General features: G+C 66.4%; 22 protein-coding genes. 11 read left to right on the top strand and 11 right to left on the bottom strand.

From position 1 onward, the window contains the following. The coding region (locus tag QOH60_RS09705) for a GTPase (protein WP_526419571.1) at positions 1-260 on the bottom strand (260 nt) is incomplete at its 3' end. Between the two features lie 85 nt (positions 261-345). Between QOH60_RS09705 and QOH60_RS09700 the strand changes: the two genes are divergently transcribed. After that, positions 346-1,383 (top strand): DUF6542 domain-containing protein, encoded by a 1,038-nt coding sequence (locus QOH60_RS09700; protein ID WP_526419569.1) that lies wholly within the window; start codon positions 346-348, stop codon positions 1,381-1,383. Between the two features lie 34 nt (positions 1,384-1,417). Here QOH60_RS09700 and QOH60_RS09695 read toward each other — a convergent pair whose 3' ends face one another. Beyond that, complete coding sequence (locus QOH60_RS09695) at positions 1,418-2,419, bottom strand: 4-hydroxy-3-methylbut-2-enyl diphosphate reductase (protein WP_526419567.1); 1,002 nt, start codon at positions 2,417-2,419, stop codon at positions 1,418-1,420. 90 nt (positions 2,420-2,509) lie between these two features. Between QOH60_RS09695 and QOH60_RS09690 the strand changes: the two genes are divergently transcribed. The 5 genes from QOH60_RS09690 to QOH60_RS09670 are packed head-to-tail and all read left to right on the top strand — an operon-like array spanning position 2,510 to position 6,901. Then, a complete protein-coding gene (locus QOH60_RS09690) occupies positions 2,510-3,076 on the top strand; it encodes a lipid droplet-associated protein (protein WP_526419565.1) in 567 nt (188 codons plus the stop codon). Next, positions 3,073-4,314, top strand: a complete 1,242-nt coding sequence (gene xseA, locus QOH60_RS09685; RefSeq protein ID WP_526419563.1) for an exodeoxyribonuclease VII large subunit — start codon at positions 3,073-3,075, stop codon at positions 4,312-4,314. Before QOH60_RS09690 ends, xseA begins: the two co-directional genes overlap by 4 nt. Further along, complete coding sequence (locus tag QOH60_RS09680) at positions 4,311-4,550, top strand: exodeoxyribonuclease VII small subunit (RefSeq protein ID WP_526419561.1); 240 nt, start codon at positions 4,311-4,313, stop codon at positions 4,548-4,550. The genes xseA and QOH60_RS09680 overlap by 4 nt, the downstream gene beginning before the upstream one ends. A 50-nt stretch (positions 4,551-4,600) precedes the next feature. Further along, positions 4,601-5,698 carry a 3-beta-hydroxysteroid dehydrogenase gene (locus tag QOH60_RS09675; RefSeq protein WP_526419559.1) on the top strand — a complete coding sequence of 366 codons (1,098 nt, stop codon included), beginning with the start codon at positions 4,601-4,603 and terminating at the stop codon, positions 5,696-5,698. 51 nt (positions 5,699-5,749) lie between these two features. Further along, positions 5,750-6,901: an AI-2E family transporter gene (locus QOH60_RS09670; RefSeq protein WP_526419557.1), complete on the top strand. Its 1,152-nt coding sequence runs from the start codon at positions 5,750-5,752 to the stop codon at positions 6,899-6,901. Here QOH60_RS09670 and QOH60_RS09665 read toward each other — a convergent pair. Together QOH60_RS09665 and QOH60_RS09660 are read right to left on the bottom strand one after the other, a co-directional pair. Then, entirely contained in the window at positions 6,882-7,679 is a 798-nt protein-coding gene (locus QOH60_RS09665) for a dienelactone hydrolase family protein (protein ID WP_526419555.1), read from the bottom strand. The two genes, QOH60_RS09670 and QOH60_RS09665, sit on opposite strands and share 20 nt — an antisense overlap. A gap of 7 nt (positions 7,680-7,686) precedes the next feature. Next, positions 7,687-8,346, bottom strand: a complete 660-nt coding sequence (locus QOH60_RS09660; RefSeq protein ID WP_526419553.1) for a DUF4245 family protein — start codon at positions 8,344-8,346, stop codon at positions 7,687-7,689. 53 nt (positions 8,347-8,399) lie between these two features. On the opposite strand from QOH60_RS09660, the gene glpX reads away from it, so the two are divergent. From glpX to QOH60_RS09645, 3 genes are read left to right on the top strand one after another with little or no spacing between them, the layout of a single operon-like run. Further along, on the top strand, positions 8,400-9,431 hold the full coding sequence (gene glpX / locus QOH60_RS09655) for a class II fructose-bisphosphatase (protein ID WP_526419550.1): 1,032 nt from the start codon (positions 8,400-8,402) through the stop codon (positions 9,429-9,431). Positions 9,432-9,450: 19 nt separating this feature from the next. Continuing rightward, the gene (locus tag QOH60_RS09650; RefSeq protein ID WP_526419548.1) at positions 9,451-10,881 is read left to right on the top strand and encodes a class II fumarate hydratase; all 1,431 of its coding nucleotides are present in this window, start codon (positions 9,451-9,453) and stop codon (positions 10,879-10,881) included. A gap of 54 nt (positions 10,882-10,935) precedes the next feature. Then, positions 10,936-13,728, top strand: a complete 2,793-nt coding sequence (locus QOH60_RS09645) for a TIR domain-containing protein (protein ID WP_526419546.1) — start codon at positions 10,936-10,938, stop codon at positions 13,726-13,728. Here the strand turns inward: QOH60_RS09645 and QOH60_RS09640 are convergent. From QOH60_RS09640 to QOH60_RS09620, 5 genes are all read right to left on the bottom strand, one after another. Then, on the bottom strand, positions 13,725-14,606 hold the full coding sequence (locus QOH60_RS09640; RefSeq protein ID WP_526419544.1) for a polysaccharide deacetylase family protein: 882 nt from the start codon (positions 14,604-14,606) through the stop codon (positions 13,725-13,727). The genes QOH60_RS09645 and QOH60_RS09640 overlap by 4 nt on opposite strands. Positions 14,607-14,853: 247 nt before the next feature. Further along, positions 14,854-16,173 carry an RNA 5'-3' helicase PhoH2 gene (gene phoH2, locus QOH60_RS09635; RefSeq protein WP_526419542.1) on the bottom strand — a complete coding sequence of 440 codons (1,320 nt, stop codon included), beginning with the start codon at positions 16,171-16,173 and terminating at the stop codon, positions 14,854-14,856. A 207-nt stretch (positions 16,174-16,380) separates the two neighbouring features. After that, complete coding sequence (locus QOH60_RS09630) at positions 16,381-17,205, bottom strand: acyl-ACP desaturase (protein WP_526419540.1); 825 nt, start codon at positions 17,203-17,205, stop codon at positions 16,381-16,383. A gap of 64 nt (positions 17,206-17,269) precedes the next feature. Further along, positions 17,270-18,733 carry a glycine hydroxymethyltransferase gene (locus QOH60_RS09625; RefSeq protein ID WP_526419538.1) on the bottom strand — a complete coding sequence of 488 codons (1,464 nt, stop codon included), beginning with the start codon at positions 18,731-18,733 and terminating at the stop codon, positions 17,270-17,272. A 54-nt stretch (positions 18,734-18,787) separates the two neighbouring features. Continuing rightward, positions 18,788-20,011: a DUF885 domain-containing protein gene (locus tag QOH60_RS09620; RefSeq protein WP_526419536.1), complete on the bottom strand. Its 1,224-nt coding sequence runs from the start codon at positions 20,009-20,011 to the stop codon at positions 18,788-18,790. Positions 20,012-20,070: 59 nt separating this feature from the next. Here QOH60_RS09620 and coaA point away from each other — a divergent pair, with 59 nt between their 5' ends. Together coaA and QOH60_RS09610 are read left to right on the top strand one after the other, a co-directional pair. After that, positions 20,071-21,006: a type I pantothenate kinase gene (coaA, locus tag QOH60_RS09615; protein WP_526419532.1), complete on the top strand. Its 936-nt coding sequence runs from the start codon at positions 20,071-20,073 to the stop codon at positions 21,004-21,006. Positions 21,007-21,106: 100 nt separating this feature from the next. Further along, complete coding sequence (locus tag QOH60_RS09610; protein ID WP_526419530.1) at positions 21,107-21,499, top strand: hypothetical protein; 393 nt, start codon at positions 21,107-21,109, stop codon at positions 21,497-21,499. Positions 21,500-21,649: 150 nt separating this feature from the next. Here QOH60_RS09610 and QOH60_RS09605 read toward each other — a convergent pair whose 3' ends face one another. Together QOH60_RS09605 and QOH60_RS09600 are read right to left on the bottom strand one after the other, a co-directional pair. Next, on the bottom strand, positions 21,650-22,060 hold the full coding sequence (locus tag QOH60_RS09605; protein ID WP_526419528.1) for a hypothetical protein: 411 nt from the start codon (positions 22,058-22,060) through the stop codon (positions 21,650-21,652). Positions 22,061-22,164: 104 nt separating this feature from the next. Beyond that, entirely contained in the window at positions 22,165-23,187 is a 1,023-nt protein-coding gene (locus QOH60_RS09600; protein WP_526419526.1) for an LLM class F420-dependent oxidoreductase, read from the bottom strand. Between the last annotated feature and the right edge of the window lie 33 nt (positions 23,188-23,220).

Below are 23,220 nucleotides of genomic sequence, written 5' to 3'. Positions count from 1 at the left end.
CCGAGCCCGGCGCCCTCGGACGCCCCCTTGACCAAGCCGGCGATGTCGACGAACGTCACCGGCGCCGGCACGATCCGCGCCGATTCGAACATCTCGGCAAGTTTGCCGAGCCGCGGATCAGGCAGCGGCACAACGCCTTCGTTGGGTTCTATCGTCGCGAAAGGGTAGTTGGCCGCCAGCACGTTGTTTCGCGTCAACGCGTTGAACAACGTCGACTTGCCGACGTTCGGCAGACCCACGATGCCAAGGTTGAGGCTCACAGGGTCCACAGTGTAGGCAAACACGGCCCCGCACCACCGGCCCGCTTGACAGCCGTCTTTGCGATTCAGCCGGTACGGTCTAGGGGTGTCTGCAGAGCGCGGCCGGTCGGTTGTGAGCCCGCGGCGTCATTCCATCCACCCCCGCGTACCCGGTGTGCCCTGGTGGGGGGCGGTCCTCATCGCGGTCACCGCGACGGCGGTCGGTTTCGCGTTCGACGCCGGCGGTGGCAAAGAACTCACGAACGTCTTCGCCGGGCTGTACTTCGTCGGTTGCGTCGCCGCGATCCTCATGGTCCGGCAGTCCGCGATCTTCACCGCCGTCGTGCAACCACCGATGATCCTGTTCGCCAGCGTGCCGGGCGCCTACTTCCTGTTCCACGACGGCAAGATCAACGGCCTCAAAGACATCCTCATCAACTGCGCGTACCCGTTGATCGAGCGGTTCCCGCTGATGGTGGTCACCTCCGGTGCCGTCTTGCTGATCGGGCTGATTCGCTGGGTCGTCGGCGCTCGCCGCTCCGAGACCGAGTCCGCGCCAGCGGTCACCGAGAAGGCCACCGGGGGGCTCAAGGCGAAGATCAGCTCGCTTCTGTCCCCGGGCGACGACGACGAGGAGAAGGACGCCGCCCCCACGCGGCGCCACGCCGCCGGCAAGCCGAAAGCGGCTCCGTCAAGCCGCAAGTCAGCGGCCGCCGAGCGCACTCCGCGCCCGAGGCGCACCCGTCCGCCGGTGATCGACGACGACCTGCCGGTCGACCGGCCCACGCGTCGCAGCCGGTCGACACGTCCGTGGGAAGACGACGAGCCCGTCGACCTCCCCCGTCGACGTCCGTCGGCCGCGCGCACGACGCGCACCTCGTATGACCCATTGCTCACTCCGTACGAGCCTCCCGAACGCGCACCGCGTGAGAGACGCAGCCGCCACGACGCCTACGACCCTTACGAGACCTACGAGCCTGCGCCCCGTCGCCGTCCCCGCACCAACGGCGCCGCTGCGGCGAACGGCACACACCATCCGATCTCGCAGGTGCGCTACCGCGGCAGCCCTTCCGAGCCGGAGAGTCGCGCTGAGCGTTCCCGGTCGCGGCCGTGGGAGGCCGACAGCTGGGAATACGACATCTGACCCGCTCGCCGAGCAGGGATGAGGCCCCGCAGGGTTAACTGCGGGGCGGCCGAATCTCTCGCGGCAGCGCGAACACCAGCGTCTCGTTGGCTGTGGTGACGGGCTGCACCAGCCCGAAGCCATGATCGGCGAGCCGATCGAGCACCCCGCGGACCAGCACCTCCGGCACCGATGCACCTGACGTGACGCCGACGGTCGTTACGCCGTCCAGCCAGGCCGGGTCGACGTCGTCGGCGTAGTCGACGAGATAGGACGCATCGGCGCCTGCTCCGAGGGCCACCTCGACCAGTCGCACGGAGTTCGACGAGTTGCGCGATCCCACGACGATCACCAACTCACATTCGGGTGCCATCGCCTTGACGGCCACCTGGCGGTTCTGCGTCGCGTAGCAGATGTCGTCGCTGGGCGGGTCCTGCAGCTTTGGGAACTTCTCGCGCAGACGCGCAACGGTTTCCATCGTCTCGTCCACCGACAGCGTGGTCTGCGACAGCCAGATCACCTTGTTCTCGTCGCGGACGGTCACCCCGTCGGCGGCCTCCGGGCCGTCTACAAGCTGGACGTGGTCGGGCGCCTCGCCCGCGGTGCCGACGACCTCCTCGTGGCCTTCGTGGCCGATCAGGAGAATGTCGTAGTCGTCGCGGGCGAACCGCTTCGCCTCGTTGTGCACCTTGGTCACCAACGGGCAGGTCGCGTCGATGACCTGGAGGCTCCGTTCCGCGGCCGACGTATGCACCGTCGGCGCCACGCCGTGCGCGGAGAACACCACGATCGCACCCTCGGGCACCTCGTCGGTCTCGTCGACGAACACCGCGCCGGCCTTCGCCAGGGTGTCCACCACGTGCCGGTTGTGCACGATCTCGTGCCGCACGTAGACCGGCGCGCCGTGTTTTTCCAGCGCACGCTCGACCGTCTCGACGGCCCGGTCCACCCCCGCGCAGTAACCGCGCGGCTCGGCTAACAACACGCGCTTGCCCGCGGGCCGCGACGCGACGCTGCTGGCCGCACCGGGAAGTCCCATGTTGATCGTCGGGGGCATAGTGCCAGGGTACGGGCCACCAGCAGCGCACAGCCAATCAGCGGGGCCCCTGAGTTGGACATGTGACGGTGTTAGGGCAGTCTTGATCTCATGGGGAACGCACCGTACGGGGTCCGGCTGCTGGTCGGAGCGGCCGCGACCGCGCTCGAGGAGACACGCAAGCTGCCGCAGACGATTTTGATGTACCCGATGACGCTGGCCAGCCACGCCGCGCAGCTGGTGATGAAATGGCAGCAGAGCATCGCCGAGCTCGTGATCAAGGGCGATGAGACGCTCGACACACTGTTCCCATCCAAGGACGAGCAGCCGGAGTGGGCGACGTTCGACGAGGACATCGACGCCGCCCCGGTGACCGATCTGGACGAGGAGCGCGACCGCCGGTCAGAAGGGCGGTTCGCCCTCTATTCGACTGATGTGCCGGAACAGGCCCCGCCCGCGACGAAGAAGTCCAGCGCCACGAAGCCGTCCGCCGACCTCCCCGAGATCGTTGTCGAGCTGGACTACGACGAGCTCACGCTGGCTCAGTTGCGCGCCCGCCTGCAGTCGCTCTCGCTCGCCGACCTCGACGCGCTGCTCTCCTACGAGGAGGCCACCAAGGGCCGCGCCCCGTTCCAGACCCTGCTGGCCAACAGGATCAGCCGCGCCTCAGCGAAGTGACCGCGCCCGCGCCGCCGAACTCCGCGGAGAATCCCTGGCCGGTGCGCGCGGTCGCCACGAGGGTGGCGAAGTGGATCGACCGGCTCGGCACGGTATGGGTCGAGGGGCAGCTGACCCAGATCACCATCCGGCAGGACGCCAAGACAGTATTCATGGTCCTCCGCGACCCGGCAGCCGACATGTCACTGACGGTGACGTGCCCACGTGACCTCGTGATGAACGCGCCGGTGCGGCTGGCTGAAGGCACTCAGGTCGTCGTCTGCGGCAAGCCGACCTTCTACACTGGTCGGGGCTCATTCTCGTTGCGGCTCACTGAGATTCGTGCGGTCGGTATCGGTGAGCTGTTGGCCCGCATCGAGCGGTTGAAGCGACTGCTCGACGCCGAGGGGTTGTTCGACGTCCGACTGAAGCGCCACGTCCCGTTTCTGCCTTCGGCTGTCGGCTTGATCACCGGGCGGGCCAGCGCGGCCGAGCGAGACGTGATGACCGTCGCGTCAGGCCGCTGGCCGGCCGTCCGGTTCGAGGTGCGCAACACGACGGTCCAAGGGCCAACCGCCGTGCCGCAGATCGTCGACGCACTCCGCGAACTCGACAAGCATCCCGACGTCGACGTGATCGTCCTGGCCCGCGGCGGCGGCAGCGTCGAGGATCTCCTGCCCTTCTCTGATGAGACCCTGTGCCGGGCGATCGCGGCCTGCACCACACCGGTCGTCAGCGCGGTCGGGCACGAACCGGACAACCCGGTCTGCGATCTCGTTGCGGATCTGCGTGCCGCGACGCCCACCGATGCGGCCAAGCGCATCGTTCCTGACATGGCTGCCGAGCGGGCGCTGCTCGACGACCTGTGCCGTCGCAGCGCGCAGGCGTTGCGCCACTGGGTAAGCCGGGAGGACCGGCTCATCCATCAATTGCGCAGCCGTCCGGTGCTGGCCGCGCCGCTGCAGATGCTGGCGGCGCGCAGCGACGAGATCCTGCGCGCCCGCAGCGCGGCCCGTCGCGACATCGATCGGCTGGTGAGTGCGGAGGGCGACCGCATCGGCCACCTGGCGGCACGTCTGGCCACGCTCGGTCCGGCGGCCACGCTGGCCCGCGGGTACGCCGTGGTTCAGGCCATTCCCGACGACGGGGCTGCGGCGGTGCTGCACTCCGTTGCCGACGCGCCAGCGGGACGACGGCTGCGCGTTCGGGTTTCCGACGGCGCGTTCGGCGCCGTAAGTTCTGGTGAGGAGGTGTCGTGACCGAGCCCGAATCGTCCCCAGAACTTAGACCCATTAGTGACTTGGGATATGAGGAGGCGCGGGACGAGTTGATCGAGGTCGTCCGCGTCCTGGAGCAGGGCGGCCTCGACCTCGATACGTCGCTGAAATTGTGGGAAAGAGGTGAAGAGCTGGCCAAACGATGTGAAGAACACTTAGCTGGCGCACGTAAGCGAGTGGAGGACGCATTGGCGGGCCGGGAGGATTCGGGCGACTGAGCAGAATTTTCGTTGTCAACAATTACTCGTAAATAGAACAGGTTTCAGTTATGCTCTTCGGCATGGCTGATCCCTCATTGACGACTGATCTCGGCAAGGTCCTCGTGACCGGCGGCTCCGGCTTCGTCGGCTGCAACCTGGTGGCCACGCTGTTAGACCGCGGATATTGGGTGCGTTCGTTCGACCGGGCACGGTCACCGTTGGAAGCGCACCCCCGACTCGAGACCGTCGTGGGTGACATCACCGATGCCGACTCCGTCGCAGCGGCCGTCGACGGCGTCGACACGATCTTTCACACGGCCGCACTCATCGAGTTGATGGGCGGCAAGTCGGTCACCGACGAGTACCGGCAGCGCAGCTTCGCCGTCAACGTCGACGGCACCAAGAACCTCGTGCACGCGGCCCAGAAGGCCGGCGTGAAGCGGTTCGTCTACACGGCAAGCAATAGCGTGGTGATCGGCGGCAAAGCCATCTCCGGCGGCGACGAAACGCTCCCCTACACCGACCGGTTCGCCGATCTCTACACCGAAACCAAGGTGGTCGCAGAGAAATTCGTGCTGTCGCAGAACGGTGTCGGCGGCCTGCTCACATGCTCGATCCGGCCCAGCGGCATCTGGGGCCGTGGGGACCAGACCATGTTCCGCAAGGTGTTCGAGCGGGTGGTCACCGGTCAGGTGAAGGTTCTGATCGGCAGCAAGAATGCGCGCCTTGACAATTCGTACGTGCACAACCTGGTGCACGGGTTCATACTCGCGGGCCAGCACCTCGTCGAAGGCGGCACCGCGCCCGGCCAGGCGTATTTCATCAACGACGACGACCCGGTGAACATGTTCGAGTTCGCCCGACCTGTGGTCGTGGCGTGCGGTGCACACTGGCCGCGTCTGCGGATCTCCGGCCGGTTCGTCCATTTCGTGATGAGCGTGTGGCAGTGGCTGCACTTCCGGTTCAGCCTGCCGGCACCTGCGCTGGAACCGCTTGCAGTGGAACGGCTTTACCTTGACAACTACTTCTCGGTGGCCAAGGCGCGCCGCGACCTCGGTTACGAGCCGCCGTACACCACGGACAAGGCGATGAAGGAATGCCTGCCGTACTACGTCGACCTCTACAACGAGATCGACGCCGAGAACAAGGCGCCGGCGAAGGCCTAGCCGCACACTCGGCGGCCACCGGCGTCAATCCGCGCCGTATAGGGTGCGGCGATGAACGCCGAATTCACCGATACCCAAAAGCGCGCGCTTGCCGTCCTGACGGTGATAGCGCTGCTCTTCGGCGCGTATTTCTTGCGGGGCTACTTCATCCTCATCGTGGTGGCCGCGATCTTCGCCTACTTGTTCACGCCGCTGTTCAATCGGCTTGGCAAGCGATTCAACACCGGTGTGTCGGCGACGGTCACGTTGCTGGCCGCACTTCTCTCGGTCGTGATACCGGCCACGGCGTTCGTGCTTTTGGCGACAGCACAGATCACGCAAATGGTCCGCAGCGTCGCCACCTGGGTCCACACCACCGATCTGACCGCACTCGGTGACAGGACCCTGAAATGGGCCAACGACCTGCTGGCACATGTGCCGTTCCTGCACATCACGGTGACTCAGGACTCGTTGCAACACGGGATCACCACCGTGGCACAGCGTGTCGGTCAATGGTTCCTGCAGATTCTGCAGACCACCGCCGGCAGCCTCGTCGGGGCGATCACGTCGGCGATCATCTTCCTGTATGTGTTCATTTCGCTTCTCGTGAAGCACGACAAGGTCATCACGCTGATCCACCAGCTGAATCCGTTGGGTGACGAGGTCACCGACCTGTACCTGGCCAAGATGGGAGCGATGGTTCACGGCGCCGTGAAGGGCCAGTTCATCATCGCCCTCATCCAAGGCGTCGCCGCTGCGGGCTCGATCTACGTCGCCGGCTTCCACGAGGGCTTCTTCATCTTCGTGATCCTGTTGACGGCGCTGTCAATCCTTCCCCTCGGCGCAAGCATCGTGACGATCCCGTTCGGGATCGGAATGATCCTTTTCGGCAACGTCGCCGGCGGCCTGTTCGTCATCATCTGGCACCTGCTCGTGGTGTCGAACATCGACAATCTGCTGCGGCCCGTCCTGGTTCCCCGCCAGGCGCGGTTGGACCCTGCGCTGATGCTGCTCGCGGTGTTCGCCGGCATCGCGATGTTCGGCTTCTGGGGAATCGTCATCGGCCCTGTGTTGATGATCGTCATCGTGACGACGATCAGCGTTTATCTGTTGGTGTACAAGGGAATTCCGCTGGACACACCTGAGGACGACGACGCCAAGCCGCGACGCAGGTGGTGGTGGCCGTTCGGCCGGAAGCCGTCGGTCAGCGCAGCCGCTCGTTGAAGAACTCGACGACGCGCTTGCGCGCTTCGTAGGCGGGATGGCCATCGGTCTCGCGCACCTGGTCGGTCAGCACCGAGTGGGCAGACCGGGCGAACCCGTACTCGTTACCGGGCGACGAGTCGATCTCGATCACCTCGAACGCATCACCCAGCCGCTGGCGCAGTGTCTGAAATCTCTCGCCGGGCACCGCGGGGTCTTTCGTGAAGCGCAGACCCATGACGCACAATCCCTCGTCGGTGGCGCGCTTGACCACGCGCTGCATCTCCGATTCGGACACGCCTGCGTTTCGGCGCTGCGACGGCGTGATCGGCAACGGCAGCGACGGCTGGCTCATCACCGGCGCGAGCACGCTGTCGTCGACCGCGGCCGCAAGGGCGAAGCCGCCGGTGAAGCACATGCCGATCACGCCGACACCCTTACCTGGCGTGCGTTCGTTCAGGTCGCGCGCCAGCGCCCGCAGATACCGCGCCACGGGCCGCTCCGCGCTCGTCGTGAACGCCATGAACTCCCGCGCTACGCACGCCCGCGCCATCGTCGGGACCAGATAGCCGGCCGACACTGCCCGGCCGGGCTCGCCGAACAACGACGGCGCTGCCACCGAAAAGCCGTTGTCCACCAAGTGATTTCCGAGTGCGAGCACACCGGGATGGATGCCGGGAATCTCAGGAATCAGGACCACCCCCGGCCCTTCGCCCTTGCGGTAGACATCATGAGTGAGGCCTTCTGCGGTGAAGGGTGATGCTGTCCAGCCGGTGAGGTCAGCCTCCGGTGCGGTCATCGGTCTCCTATCGTCGCGTCGCAGGCAGGGGGGCCTGCGACTGCGTTGCGGTCGCCAGCGTACGAAACTCGTCGTCTGACGCGGAACCGTACAACGCGATCTGGGCCGGACCTGTTGGCCCGTCGAGCCGCGTCGTCCAGAGCTTCTTGTCGTCGCCGGCGTGTTTGTAAACCACCCAGGACCTACCGTCGATGTTTTGCGCGCCGGTCGGATAGAACGGCTCATCGGACGACAACGTGCTGTCGATCTTTGCGACCAGCTTGGGCTCGTCGGCATTGCTCTGCATCAAGCCGATGTACACCCCGTTGGGCGCCAGGTAGCCGACGGTGGAGATCACCGCGCGCTCCGATCGCCCTGTCGCGGGATCCTGGCGGCCGTCGCCGATGCTGTCGCGTCCTCCGGAATTGGCATGCCACCCCGGGGGCAGCTGCGGAAGACGGACCGGGATACCCAGATCGGCAGCGTCTGCCCGCAGCGCGGCGGTCGCGTCATACTCCGGGGCGGGGCCAGGCTTCGGCCCGGTCGCTTGGAACGAGCACATGCCTGCCAGTCCCGCGAGCACGACGCACGCCAGAATCAACGGCGCCAGCGACCAGAACATGTCGCGGCCGTCCTGCAGGAGTCGCGGCTTGGGCTCCTTTGGCGCCGGGCCCGGCTGGTTGCTCACGTCGCCAGTATCCCAGCCGCCAATCGGCAAACCGCTTCTGGGACAATCGCGGCATGACGGAACCACGCCGGGGCGAGGCGCCGGACCGCAACCTGGCACTGGAACTCGTGCGGGTGACCGAGGCTGGCGCAATGGCCGCGGGTCGCTGGGTGGGCCGCGGTGCCAAAGAGGGTGGCGATCGCGCAGCGGTCGACGCGATCCGCGAGTTGGTCAACTCCGTGTCTATGCGCGGCGTCGTGGTGATCGGCGAAGGGGAAAAAGACAACGCGCCGATGCTGTACAACGGCGAGGAGGTCGGCAACGGCGACGGGCCGGACTGCGACTTCGCCGTGGACCCGGTCGACGGCACCACGTTGATGAGCAAGGGCCTGCCGAACGCCATCTCGGTGCTCGCGGTGGCCGAACGCGGTGCGATGTACGACCCGTCGGCGGTGTTCTACATGAACAAGATCGCGGTCGGACCCGACGCCGTCGACGCGATCGACATCACCGCACCGATCGGCGAGAACATCCGCAGGGTGGCCAAGGTCAAGAACCTCTCCGTGTCAGACATGACGGTGTGCATCCTCGATCGGCCGCGCCACACGAGACTCATCGCCGACGTCCGGGAGGCGGGCGCGCGATGCCGGCTGATCTCCGACGGAGACGTTGCGGGCGCGATTTCCGCGTGCCGGCCCAATTCCGGCACCGACATGCTGGTAGGTGTCGGCGGCACGCCGGAAGGCATCATCGCCGCCGCCGCAATCCGCTGCATGGGCGGAGCGATACAGGGGCAATTGGCCCCCAAGGACGACGCGGAGCGGCAGAAGGCGATCGACGCGGGACACGATTTGGACCGCGTGCTCATGACCGAAGACCTTGTCTCCGGGGAGAACGTCTTCTTCTGCGCGACCGGAGTCACCAACGGTGACTTGCTCAAGGGTGTCCAATACTCCAGCGGAGGATGCACCACGCAGTCGATCGTCATGCGGTCCAAGTCGGGCACGGTGCGGATGATCGAGGCCTACCACCGGCTGTCGAAGCTCAACGAGTACTCGGCGATCGACTTCATCGGCGACAGCAGCGCGATCTATCCGCTGCCTTAACACAACAGCAAGGAACCAGATGACCGACACTGCCGTCGAGAAGGCCACTCACGCAGACGAATACCGCATCGAGCACGACACCATGGGCGAGGTCCGGGTGCCCAAGGACGCGCTATGGCGCGCGCAGACGCAACGCGCGGTGGAGAACTTCCCGATCTCGGGCCGCGGGCTCGAGCGTGCCCAGATCCGCGCGCTCGGCCTGCTGAAGGGCGCGTGCGCGCAGGTGAACAAGGATCTCGGTTTGCTCGACGGCGAGAAGGCCGACGCGATCATCGCCGCGGCGGCCGAGATCGCCGATGGGCAGCACGACGACCAGTTTCCGATCGACATCTTCCAAACCGGTTCGGGCACAAGCTCGAACATGAACGCGAATGAGGTGATCGCGGGCATTGCCGCGCGCAACGGTGTGGACGTGCATCCCAACGACGACGTGAACATGTCTCAGTCGTCGAACGACACGTTCCCGACGGCTACCCACATCGCTGCGACGGAAGCCGCTGTGCGGGAACTGATTCCCGCGCTCGAGGTGCTGCATGAGGCACTCGACGCCAAGGCTCACCAGTGGCGCACCGTGGTGAAATCCGGGCGCACCCACTTGATGGACGCCGTGCCGGTGACCTTGGGCCAGGAGTTCGGCGGGTATGCCCGCCAGATCGAAGCCGGCATCGAGCGCGTGCGGGCGGCGCTCCCCCGCCTCGGCGAGCTGGCGATCGGCGGCACCGCGGTCGGCACCGGGCTCAACGCGCCGGACGGCTTCGGCGAGAAAGTGGTTGAGGTACTCAAAGAGCAGACCGGTGTGGCCGAATTACGCAGGGCTGTCAACCCATTCGAGGCCCAGGCCGCCCGCGACGGGCTGGTGGAGCTGTCCGGTGCGCTGCGCACGATCGCGGTGTCGCTGACCAAGATCGCCAACGACATCCGCTGGATGGGCTCCGGTCCGCTGACCGGGCTCGGGGAAATTCAGTTACCGGACCTTCAGCCGGGCAGCTCCATCATGCCGGGCAAGGTGAATCCCGTTCTTCCGGAGGCGGTTACGCAGGTCGCCGCGCAGGTGATCGGCAACGACGCCGCGATCGCCTGGGGCGGTGCCAGCGGCGCGTTCGAACTCAACGTATACATCCCGATGATGGCACGCAACGTCCTCGAGTCGTTGCGGTTGCTGGCCAACGTGTCCCGGCTTTTCGCACAGCGCTGCGTCGACGGGCTCGTCGCCAACGAGGACCGACTGCGCACACTGGCGGAGTCGTCGCCGTCGATCGTCACGCCGCTGAACTCCGCCATCGGCTACGAGGAAGCCGCGGCCGTGGCCAAGCAGGCGCTCAAGGAGCACAAGACAATTCGCCAGACCGTGATCGACCGGGGCCTTCTCGGCGACAAGCTCTCCGAAGAGGAGCTCGACAAGCGACTCGACGTGCTGGCGATGGCCAAGGTCAAAGACGGCGACCGCTAACACCGTCCTGGGAACTTGTCCGCCGAGACGTGGCGGTGACGACAAGGGGCAGACATGGCCGAGGGCACCCCGGCGGTACCGGTCCAGGCTCCGCAAGCGGGACAGCCGATGGACTACGACGCGTTTCTGTCGTATGCCCACAGTGATCGGTCGGTGGCCGCCGGGATTCAGAAAGGTCTGCACCAGATCGGACGGCGCATGGGGCAACTGCGCGCGCTGAGGGTGTTCCGTGACGACACGAATCTGGAGGCCAATCCCGACCTTTACGGCAAAATCACCGACGCGTTGGCCCGCGCTCGCTTCGTCATCGTGGTGCTCTCCCCCGCGTCCGCCGCGTCGCACTGGGTCAACCAGGAAGTCTCCTATTGGCTCGCCCATCGCGGGACAGATCAACTGCTGCTCGTGCTGGCCGGCGGAAGTCTGAACTGGGACAAGGCGACCGAACGCTTCGATCCTGCGATGTCCGACGCCGCGCTGCCGGTGTTGACCGAGCCCGGTGCACTGCCCGGTGAGCCGTTGTACATCGATGTCAGCGGCGACGCGCCGTGGGATCGCCGGGCCCCGGTATTCCGGGAAAAGCTCACCGCCCTGGCCGCCCCCATCCACGGCAAGCCCAAAGACCAACTCGCCGGAGACGACCTGCGCGAGCAGCGCCGGTTCCGCCGCCTGCGCGCAGGGGCGATCGCCGGCCTGGCGGTGCTGACGGTCGTCGCGATCGCCGCAGCGGTCATCGCTGCCGTGCAGCGCCAAGACGCGATCAGGCAACGCCAGGAAGCCCTCAGACAACGCGACTCCGCAATCGCGGGGCGTCTGCTGTCCGACGCCTCCAACATGCTCGCGGGCTCGACGTCGGGCGGCGACGCCCGGGCGTTCCAAGAGACTTTGGCCGCCCGCTATCTCACTGGCGCTGCCGAGAACGGCCCGATCCTGCACGCCGCGGCCCAGCGCGCCACCACAGTGAAGATCATGGACACCGGTGCCAACGTCTACGCCGTCGCCTACAGTCCGGACGGGCACCGCGTCGCCACCGCCGGAGAGGAAAAGACGGTGCAACTCTGGGACGCCGGCACCGGTCAGCCGGTCGGGCCACCCTTGGCCGGCCACACCGATCGCGTTCACGACCTCGCATTCAGTCCTGACGGCCGGCTGCTCGCATCCGCCAGCCTCGACGACACGGTACGGCTATGGAACGCGCAGACTGGCCAACCTGCCGGACCAGCGCTAATGGGCCACACCGACACGGTGAACAGCGTGGTGTTCAGCCCAGACGGCCACCGCCTCGCGACCGCCAGTTCCGACCACACGATCCGGCTGTGGAATAGCGACACCGGCCATCCCATCGGATCGCCGTTGGCCGGCCACACCGACGCCGTGAATAGCGTGGCATTCAGCCCGGACGGGCACCGTCTGGCCAGCGCCAGTTTCGACGAGACCGTGCGACTCTGGGATGCCGACACCGGTGCACCCGTAGGCGCGCCGTTGGCAGGGCACACTGGCCAGGTTCTCGGGGTGGCGTTCAGCCCCGACGGGCACCGGATCGCCAGCGCCAGCGGGGATCTGACGGTGCGACTCTGGGACGCCGACACCGGTCAACCCGTTGGGGCCCCGCTCAGCGGCCACTCCGACGTGGTCACCAGTGTGGCGTTTCGCCCCGACGGGCATCGCCTGGCCAGCGCCAGCCTGGATGGCACGGTGCGGCTTTGGGACCCCGACACCGGCCAGCAGCTCGGCGCCCCTCTCACCGGACACACGGCCCCGGTCTACTTCGTCGCCTTCAGCCCCGACGGGCAGCGGATCGCCAGTGGCAGCCTCGATCACACCGCGCGCATTTGGGACGCCGACCAGGAACTCTCCGCCCCCCGCGGCGTGCAGGGTCTAGCCTTCAGCCCCGACGGGCACCGCATCGCCACCGCCGACGGAGACAAGACCGTGCGGCTGTGGGACGCCGGTACGGGCGAGCCGCTCTTGCCGCCGTTGACCGGCCACACTGGCGCCGTAACGAGCATCGCGTTCAGCCCTGACGGACGCCGCCTGGTCAGTGGCAGCACCGACACCACCGCACGCCTGTGGGACGCTGACACCGGGCAACCCTTCGGCACACCGCTGACCGGCCACACCGCGCGGGTGAACTCTGTGGCGTACAAGCCCAACGGTCACCTCCTGGCGACCGGCAGCGCCGACAACACAGTCCGCCTTTGGGACCCCGACACCGGCCAACCCCGCGGCGCCCCAATTACTACGGCCACCGACCAGGTGAGCAGCGTCGCGTTCAGCCCCGACGGACACCGCTTCGCCATCGCCAGCTACGACGGCACCATCACGCTGGTCAACGTCGACGAAGACCGCGTGATCCGCCATATCACGGGCCCCGTCGGCGCGGTGACCACCGTGGCGTTCAGCCCCGACAGCCACCGCGTAGCCAGCGGCCACTACGACGACACAGTGCGAATCTGGAACGCCGACAACGGCGATCCCGTCGGCGTCCCCTTCACCGGTCACACCAGCTACGTCGACACGGTGGCGTTCAGCCCCGACGGACATCGCCTCGCGTCGGGCAGCAACGACAACACCGTGCGGCTGTGGGATGCCGACACCGGCCAACCACTTACAGCGGCCTTCACTGGCCACACCGCGGGGGCGACCAGTGTGGCGTTTGCTCCGGACGGACAACGTCTCGCCTCGGGCAGCCTCGACGGGACAGTCCGATTCTGGCCCACCAGCGCAACGCCACAAACGTTGTGCGACAAGCTCAATGCGAACATGAGTCATCGGCAATGGCGGGACTGGGTCTCCCCTGACGTCAGTTACGAAACGATGTGTCCGGGCCTGCCGATCGCGCCCGACTAGGCCCCGTTGTTGGGGCCGCCCGAGTTCTGGTTGGGAATATCGGTGATCGGGAAGTTCGGCATTGGCTTCGGCGACGGTGTGTTCGGCAGCGTCGGGATCTCCGACGGCGCAATGTCGTGCAGGTCGTTGACCGCAGGCCCGTTGTCGCGTCCGCCGTAGACGCTGCCGGGCGCGCGCGGCCCGAGCAGCTGGCTGACCGTCACCAGGTGGTAGCCGTTGGCTTTCAGCACCGGAATGAACTGGTACACCAGATCGACTGTGCTGGAGTAGGTGTCGTGGAACAACACCACCGAGCCAGGCTTGATCTGACTCATCAGCATGAACCGCGTCGCGGCGGTGTTGGCGTCGTTGATCCAGTCGAACGGGATGACATCCCACAGGATTGTCGCCATACCCTGTTGGGCCGCAACCTGATTCACGGCGTCGTTGGTGAGCCCCCCGGCGGGTCGCCACAGCTTCGGCGTCTGCCCGGTGGCGGAGCGGATCGCGTCACTGGCCTTCGAGAGCTGACTCGGGATGGCCTCGGGAGGGATCGTGGTCATATTGGGGTGTTCCCAGGTGTGACCGCCCACCTCCATGCCGGCGTCCACGATGCGCTTGGCCCCGGCCGGGTTGGCCGCCACCTTGTTGCCGATCAAAAAGAACGTCGCCTTGGCGTCGTTGTCCTTGAGGATCTGCAGCAGCCGGTCGGTATATGGGCTGGGCCCGTCGTCGAACGTCAACGCCACGCACTTGGCCTTGGAGCAGTCAACGTCCTCGGCGCCGGCCTTCTGGAGATGGCCGGTGAGCCAGGTGATGGCCAGCACGGCGACCGCGCCCAGTGCCGCGCACAGCGTCAGCCAGTACGCGTACTTCCGGCCAGCCTCTGCTTTCGGCATCGGTGGCAGCCTACCGGTCGACGCTCACACGGAGCTGTGCGCCGTCATCGGGTCTCATCCGCCACATCCGTCACCCACCGAACGGCAGTTGCTCGTGCCCACCTCCGAGCGAGTTTGAGCGACTTCCCGGGATAACGCCGACCTCGCACACTGAAATTCGCTGAAAGTCGCTGCAAGGCGGGCAGTTCGACAGTCACCTGACGAGATGGTGGTGTGACGTCTGTGGTCCGGCCGCTGGGCGAGCACCTCAGGGCAACGCGCCGGGGCTGATCTCCTCCAGCATCTCCGTGACGAGTGCCGCAATTGGCGACCGCTCACTGCGCAACAGCGTGATGTGCGCAAACAGCGGGTGGCCCTTCAGCTTCTCGATCACCGCCGCGACCCCGTCGTGGCGGCCCACCCGCAGATTGTCGCGTTGGGCGACGTCGTGGGTCAGCACCACGCGCGACCCCGCCCCGAGGCGGGACAGCACCGTCAGCAGCACATTGCGCTCGAGTGACTGCGCCTCGTCGACGATCACGAACGAGTCGTGCAGCGACCGGCCGCGGATGTGGGTCAGCGGCAGCACTTCGAGCATTCCGCGGGAGAGCACCTCTTCGAGAACCGCGGGGCTGGCCAGCCCCTCCAGCGTGTCGAAGACGGCCTGCGCCCAGGGGCCCATCTTCTCGCTCTCGCTGCCGGGCAGGTAGCCGAGATCCTGGCCGCCGACCGCGTACAGCGGGCGGAACACCACGACCTTGCGCTGGGTGCGCCGTTCCAGCACGGCCTCCAGTCCCGCGCACAGCGCCAGCGCCGACTTGCCGGTGCCGGCCTTGCCGCCCAGAGACACGATCCCCACGGCTTCGTCGAGCAGAAGGTCAAGCGCCACTCTTTGTTCGGCGGAGCGTCCGCGCAACCCGAACACCTCGCGGTCGCCACGAACCAGCTGCACTTTCTTGTCCGGGTTCACCCGGCCCAGTGCGAATGACCCACCTCCGAGCAAGCGAACCCCGGTGTGGCAGGGCAGATCTCGCGCGGGCTCCAGCTCGATCTCACCGTCGGCGAACAGCGCGTCGATATCGGCCGCGGAGGTGTCGAGCTCGGCCATTCCGGTCCAGCCCGACACGATGACGTCCTGCGCGTGGTATTCGTCGGACGCGAGCCCGACCGCACCCGCCTTCACACGCAGCGGAATGTCCTTGCTCACCAACGTGACTTGCTTGCCCTCAGCAGCCAGATTGGCCGCGCACGTCAGGATCCGGGCGTCGTTGGTGTCGGTGCGGAACCCGGCGGGCAATACCGCAGGATCGCTGTGGTTGAGCTCAACGTGAAGCGTACCGCCTTGTGTCCCAACCGGAATGGGCCGATCCAGCCGGCCATGCTCGGTTCGCAAATCGTCGAGTAGCCGCAGGGCCTGGCGGGCGAACCACCCGAGCTCATGATGGTGGCGTTTGGCCTCCAGCTCGCTGATCACCACCAACGGGACCACCACTTCGTGCTCGGCGAATCGGGTGGCTGCCCATGGATCGGACAGCAGCACCGAGGTGTCGAGCACATAGGTCCGAACGGGTGACTGCGAATCTGTCACGTGGCGCTCCTCGAACCCCGCGGCCCCGCGAAAGGCGTCTTATTGGTCACGGCGGCACTGGAACCGGGGCCGGTCCCGTTGGAATCGCATCGTCGGGTACCGCCCGGATAGCAGAGCATGTCGCTAGCCATCGAAAATGACGCTACCCGTCGCGGCGTCAGCGCGCTGTAGACGCGCCGAACGCCAATCGAACCGGCAGCAGAAGCGTCAGCGGACGAACTCGGCGAGCTCCGGACGGTCGGACAACCCCCACGCCGCAATGGAGTCAGAAATCGTTTGACGCATCAGGTTTTCGTCGAAAATTCCCGCTTCGGCCACCGTGACGACCTTGTCCTTGTAAGCGTCGATGTCGGCTCCGATGACATCGAGTTCTGCGGCGCGCGCGGCGATTGCGCCAATCGTCTCCTCCGGCTCGAGGCGGTAGCACTCGCGTACCAGATTCTCGAAGAACACCGTGTGGCGTTCTTCGTCGACGGCGATCAACTCCATCAGCCGCCGAAGCGTCGGATCGTCGATTTGGGCCGCCAGTCGCCGGCAGAACACCCCGTGCTCACGTGCCCGCAGCGCCATCAGCACAAGCGTCTCGATCTTGCTGAGTTGGTCTGCGCGGTATCCCTTCATCACATGCTCGACGCGGACGTGCTCATTGGCCACCGGGTCGATGTCGCGCGTGACTACCAGGTACTCGCGGAGCACGATCGCGTGCAGATGCTCCTCGGCTGTCCAGCGGCCGATCCACGTGCCCCACCAGTCTTCGAGGATGAAGTGCTCGACGAATTCGCGGTGCACACCAGAGACGTTGTCCTTGGTGATCAGCAGAATCTCGAGTGCGTCGGTGATGTGCCTGGGCAGTGTGGCCTGCGACGGATCCCAGTCTTTGCCGCCGAGAAAGGCGAAGTTCTCGCCGCGGTCGAAGGGCACGAAGTCATGGGCATACCACGGCTCGCAGGTGTCGATATGCCGGTGGTAATTCTCCCCAACGACCGGCTCCAGCTCCGCCATCAACGGGGTCAGAACAGGTTTCTGTGCCATGCGGTTACAGTAACTCAATCCTGTGGAAATCGTAAAATTCGCCGCACTGTGCCGCGAAGCGTGATTACAGCGTCAGCCCTGGATACAACGGGTTGGCGTCGAGCAGCTCACGTTCGGCGCCGTGGGCCCAGTCCGACGTGCTGTCGGTCAGCGCGTATTTGGCCTTCGACGTGCCCTCGGCGGACGTGTTCGTCAGCACCTCGACGACAATCTCAGCAACCCGGTCAAATTCTGCGGCGCCGAAGCCACGGGTCGTCAGCGCCGGGGTGCCGAGCCGGATGCCGCTGGTGTACCAGGCGCCGTTGGGGTCGGCCGGGATCGCGTTGCGGTTCGTCACCACCCCTGCGTCAAGCAGGGCGGACTCGGCTTGGCGCCCGGTCAGCCCGAACGACCGCACGTCGAGCAGAACGATGTGATTGTCGGTGCCGCCGGTAACCAATTGCGCTTCACGCCGCAGGAACCCGTCGGCCAGGGCCTTGGCGTTGTCGGCGACGCGCTGCGCGTAATCCCGAAACGCGGGCTGCCGGGCTTCGGCCAGCGCAATCGCCTTGGCGGCCATCACGTGCGACAGCGGGCCCCCCAGCACCATCGGGCAGCCCTTGTCCACCGCGGCGGAGAATTCCTCGGTGGCCAACACCATCCCTCCTCGCGGTCCGCGCAGGGATTTGTGCGTGGTCGTCGTCGTGACGTGGGCATGGGGCACGGGATCCTCGTCGCCGGTGAACACCTTGCCGGCGACCAGCCCCGCGAAGTGCGCCATGTCCACCATCAACGTCGCGCCCACCTCATCGGCGATCTCCCGCATCTTCGCGAAGTTCACCCGGCGCGGATAGGCCGAGTACCCGGCGACGAGGATGAGCGGCTTGAACTCGCGCGCCGCGGCGGCGATGGCGTCGTAGTCCAGCAAGCCGGTGGCCGGGTCGGTGCCGTAACTGCGTTGGTAGAACATCTTTCCGGAGATGTTCGGCCGGAAGCCGTGCGTGAGGTGGCCGCCGGCATCGAGTGACATGCCCAAGAGCCGCTGATTGCCGAGCGTGGTCCTTAGCTTCTCCCAATCGGCTTCCGAGAGATCGTTGACGTGCTTGGCCCCGAGGTCCGCGAGGCCCGGCGCCTCGACGCGAGTGGCCAGGATCGCCCAGTACGCCACCAGGTTGGCGTCGATACCCGAGTGCGGCTGGACGTAGGCGTACGGCGAGCCGAACAGCTCGCGGGCGTGTTCGGCCGCCACCGACTCCACGGTGTCGACGTTCTGGCAACCCGCGTAAAACCGGTGCCCGATGGTGCCTTCGGCGTACTTGTCCGACAGCCAGTTGCCCATGGTCAGCAGCACCGCGGGCGAAGCATAGTTTTCGCTGGCGATCAGCTTCAGCGAATTACGTTGGTCGGCAAGTTCTTTGCGGGTCGCGGCCGCGATGCGGGGTTCGACGGACTCCATCACCTCCAGGGCCGCCCGGAAGGCGGTGGCCGCGGTGTCGACGTATTCAGCGCCGGGGGCGGATGGGGTGGTGCTAACGGAGTCAGTCGTCACCCAGCCAGCCTATCGCCCGCCAACTTGCGCGCACGCTCGGCGACGTGCGCCGACCTATCGCAACGACGACGGGATCAGCGGTTCGTCGAGCAGCGTGGTGAATCGCTCGACGGTGCCGACCCCGGCCGGGCGCGCGTCGAGCCACGCCCGCAGCAGCCGATAACCCTCCACGTAGGTGGTGATGTACGCCCGCCACAGCGGCGACGACAGGAACCGCAGCAGCTGACGGGCCCGCGCGTCGTCGACCAGCAGCCACCGCTTCAAGAACGCGGCCACATCGTCGACGTCGCGGTGCTCGTCGTGCAGCATCAGCGCGGCGTCCTGGCGCACGGTGAGCAGCGCTGCGGCCGCGTCGGCAACAGCTTCGGCCCGCGCACCGTCGAACCGCAGCCCCAGGTCGGCGTAGATCTCGGCCGCCCAGCTCCCCCAGCCCGGGCCGACCGCCGCGTGCAGCGCCAGGTCCGCCAACCCCTCGGCCATCAGGCACTGCGGCGTGTTGACCAGGAAGATCGTCTGCTCGGCCTGGCCGTGACGGGCGACGAGGCCGGCCTCCTTGCGGCAGTGCTCGGTGTGGTGGCCGGGATAGGACTCGTGCGCAACCAGCCGCGGCAAGTTCGACATCTGCTGCTTGAGGTCAGCGTTCACCGCGACCCGCGACCGGTAGCCGCCGAGGTAGTAGTTGAAGCCCGACCACGGCTTGTCGGTCACGACCTCGTACTCGACGACCTCGCCCGCGGGCAGCGGATAGTCGGCCCGCACGCGATCGCGCAGCGCGCTGGAGAACGCATCGATGCAATCGGCCAGCCTGTCGGGTGGGATCTCGTCGGCCACCCGGTATGCGGCCATGCGGTCGGCCAGCGATCCGCCACCGCCCAGCGCCTCGTCGAGACGGACGTGCGCCTGCTGGTACTGCTCGACATCGCCCTTGGCGATCGACACGTCGAAATACGCCAGGACCTCCTCGACGAACCCCACCGGCTCGCCGGCGAACTTGCGCCCCGCGCAGGCCAGCGCGCGCAGATGAGCGGCGACAAACTCAGCGCGTGCCGATTCCGACTCGGGCGGGATCTCGGTGATCAGCTGCTCCGCGAGGCGGGCCAGCGCAGACGGATCGGGAGTCGGCTCGTTGTCGACGATGCGGCGCAATTCGGGCTCGCCGGTGAACGCGTCGACGTATCCCGGCTCGACGCGGTCGAACCGCAAGCCGAGCAGCAGATACTCACGGATCAGGCCGCCGGTGTCGGTTGCTCTTCGCGCAAGCGGCTCATCGCTGTCCACCCGGCCCAATCTAGAGGCCCGCGGTTCAGTGGTCGCCCGGCACTTGCAAGGATGGCCCCATGGCGCGGCCGAGCGAGCCCAGCCCGTACGTCGAGTTCGACCGGGTTCATTGGCGAGAACTCCGCAAGTCCACGCCGTTGGCGCTGACCGAGGAAGAACTCGTCGGGCTGCGCGGACTCGGTGAGCAGATCGACCTGGCCGAAGTCGCCGAGGTGTACCTGCCCCTGGCCCGGTTGATCCATCTGCAGGTCGCGGCGAGGCAACGCCTTTTCGACGCGACCAACCAATTTCTCGGCGAGCAGCATCCACTTGAGCGACCGGTGCCCTTCGTGATCGGCGTCGCCGGCAGTGTGGCGGTGGGCAAGTCCACGACGGCACGCGTTCTTCAGACACTGCTGGCGCGGTGGGAGCACCACCCGCTAGTGGACCTGGTCACCACTGACGGGTTCCTCTACCCCAACGCCGAGCTTCACCGGCGAAACCTGATGCATCGCAAGGGCTTTCCTGAAAGCTATGACCGGCGGGCGTTGATGCGGTTCGTTACCGCCGTGAAGTCCGGCGCCGAGGCGGTGTGCGCCCCGGTGTACTCGCATCTTCTCTACGACATCGTGCCCGGCGACAAGCAGGTCGTGCGCCAGCCCGACATCCTGATCCTCGAGGGCCTCAACGTGCTGCAGACCGGGCCGACGCTGATGATTTCGGATCTGTTCGACTTCTCGATCTACGTCGACGCCCGGGTCGAGGACATCGAGCATTGGTACGTGTCACGTTTCCTCACGATGCGCTCGACGGCGTTCGCCGATCCGGCGTCGCACTTCCATCACTACGCCTCGCTCAACGACCAGCAGGCAGTCAGCGCCGCAAAGGAGATCTGGCGGGAGATCAACCGGCCCAACCTGATTGAGAACATCTTGCCGACACGGCCACGGGCCACCCTGGTTCTGCGCAAGGACGGCGACCATTCGATCAATCGGCTGCGCTTGCGCAAGCTGTGAGCTTGCCGCATTACCGCTGAAAGAAATTAACGCGGATTACGGAAAATTTCGGGCTCGCGGTCATTACCCTCTGCGGCGGGGGAGAAAAGAGACCACAACCATGAGCACGAGCAAACTCATTTTCGGGGCGGCATCGGCGGCCGCCATTGCGCTGGCAACGCCTGGGCTCGCCCAGGCCGACCCGGAATTTGACGCATTCCTGGTCGGGCACTGGGCCGGCCAAGCCCTTGGGGACGGAGGAGGGTGCGGCATCGCACAGGGTGAATTCCAGTTCGTCTCTGACGGCACGTACGTCTACCGAGCCGAGTACGAGAAATGCACAGGGTATGCCGTCAAGGGCCACTACTCGGCCAACGGCAACTGGATACAGCTGTCCACCGAGGAGTGCAATCCACCCGGACAGGTCTGCGGCACGCCGATGGACGGCAGCATCCAGGTGGTCAACGATTACGTGATCGTCCTGGGCGGACGCAGCAGATACACCCGCGGCTAGCTCTCGCGAGCAGACGCAGAATCGCACATTTGAGGACCAAATTGTGCGATTCTGCGTCTGCTCGCGTGGAAAAAAGCGCACAAAGAAGCCGGTGCGGAGCGGCTCGCCCTAGGTACCACCCGGCGAGGCTCCGCACCGGCCATGCAGGAGTCACGCACGCAGACGGCGCACTCCGAGGTATTGCAGGTAGGCGAAGAACGCGGTGTAGATGCTGGTGGCCATCGCGATCGCAATCCCGGCCTCGGTCAGCGGAGAGACGTCCATCGCGACCACCGCGATGGTGGCCAGTGTGCAGACGACGTTGGCGAGGCTGACGCCGATTCCGACGCCTCGCAGAGAGGGCAGTCCGGCAAGCAGGTACACGGCGAGGCCGTAGAACACGAAGGCGGCGCCCAGCATGTACTCGGTCGTCGGCGACAGGCCGGTGATCGTCGACAACGGGTTCGCGAACGCAGCGGCGGCCACGCCGGCCACGCCGGTGAGCGTCGCGTCGAGGCGCAACACGAAGCGCAATAGCGCATCAGTCGAGGCGGATAGGGGTCGGGTAGTGACGGCGGTCATCGGGTGCTCCTTTGCGCTCGGATGGAGTCGTCGGACACCTTTGATGCTGCTCAGCACCCGCTGCCAGGACTACGCGGCGCGCTGCCAAACACTGCCAATCGGCGCTAGGCACCACGCAATTCGTCCAGCACCGCGGCCACGTTCTCGTCGGACACCGATTTCGGGAATCCGACCATGACCCGGTCGATCGCGCCGGCACACCGCGTCTTGAGCGCCGCGGCCAACTCGTCGAGCGGAGCGACCACCGCGAACGCGTCGAGGATCTCGTCGTCGATCAGCGTGCCCATCGTGTCCCAGTCGCCCTGCAGCGAGAGCCGGTGCAGTTCGTCCTGCAGGCTTCCCCACCCGTGCAAGTCGAGCACCTTGCGGTAGGCGGGCGTGGACCCGTAGAACGCGATCTGCTTGCGCGTGGCCGTCGCCGCCGCAGCCAAGTCCTCCTCGCGGTTGCCGGTCACGACGAACACCGGGCACATCAGCTCGACGTCGCCGCGGTCCCGGCCCGCGCGCTCGATCCCACGCATTAGCGTCGGGATGGTGACCTCGTCGAGGTAGCGCTTCGTCGTGAAGGCATGGCCGATCATCCCGTCGGCAACCTCGCCGCACATCTCGGTCATCGCAGTCCCGACCGCCGCGACGAAGACCTTCGGCACACCGTGCGGCTGTGCCTCGGGCGTGAACATCGGTGTCATCAGCTTGTGGGTGTAGAAGTCGCCCTCGAAGGCCAGCCTGGTGCCGTCGTGCCACGACGTCCAAATCGCGTGCAGCGCAAGCACGAACTCGCGCATGCGCGCCACCGGCCGGCTCCACGGCATGCTGAACCGCTTCTCGATGTGCGGCTGAATCTGCGAACCGAGGCCCAGCACGAAGCGGCCCTTCGAATACGCCTGCAGATCCCAGCCGACGTTGGCGACCGTCATCGGAGTGCGCGCGAACGCCACCGCGATGCTGGTGCCAAGCTCGACGCGCGACGTGTGCTCGGCGGCCAGCATCAGCGGCAGGAAGGGGTCGTGGTTGATCTCGGCCGACCAGCATCCGTCGTAACCCAGCCGCTCGATTCTCGACGCTTCCTCCGGCACATGATCGAAGACACCGACGATGCCGCTGTCGATCAACAGACGCGAAGGCATACGAGCTACAGTAAGCCATTCAGTATGGGTGCG

The organism is Mycobacterium sp. (assembly GCF_032159765.1).
Classification (GTDB): domain Bacteria; phylum Actinomycetota; class Actinomycetes; order Mycobacteriales; family Mycobacteriaceae; genus Mycobacterium.
This window is presented reverse-complemented; position numbering and strand designations above follow the sequence as displayed.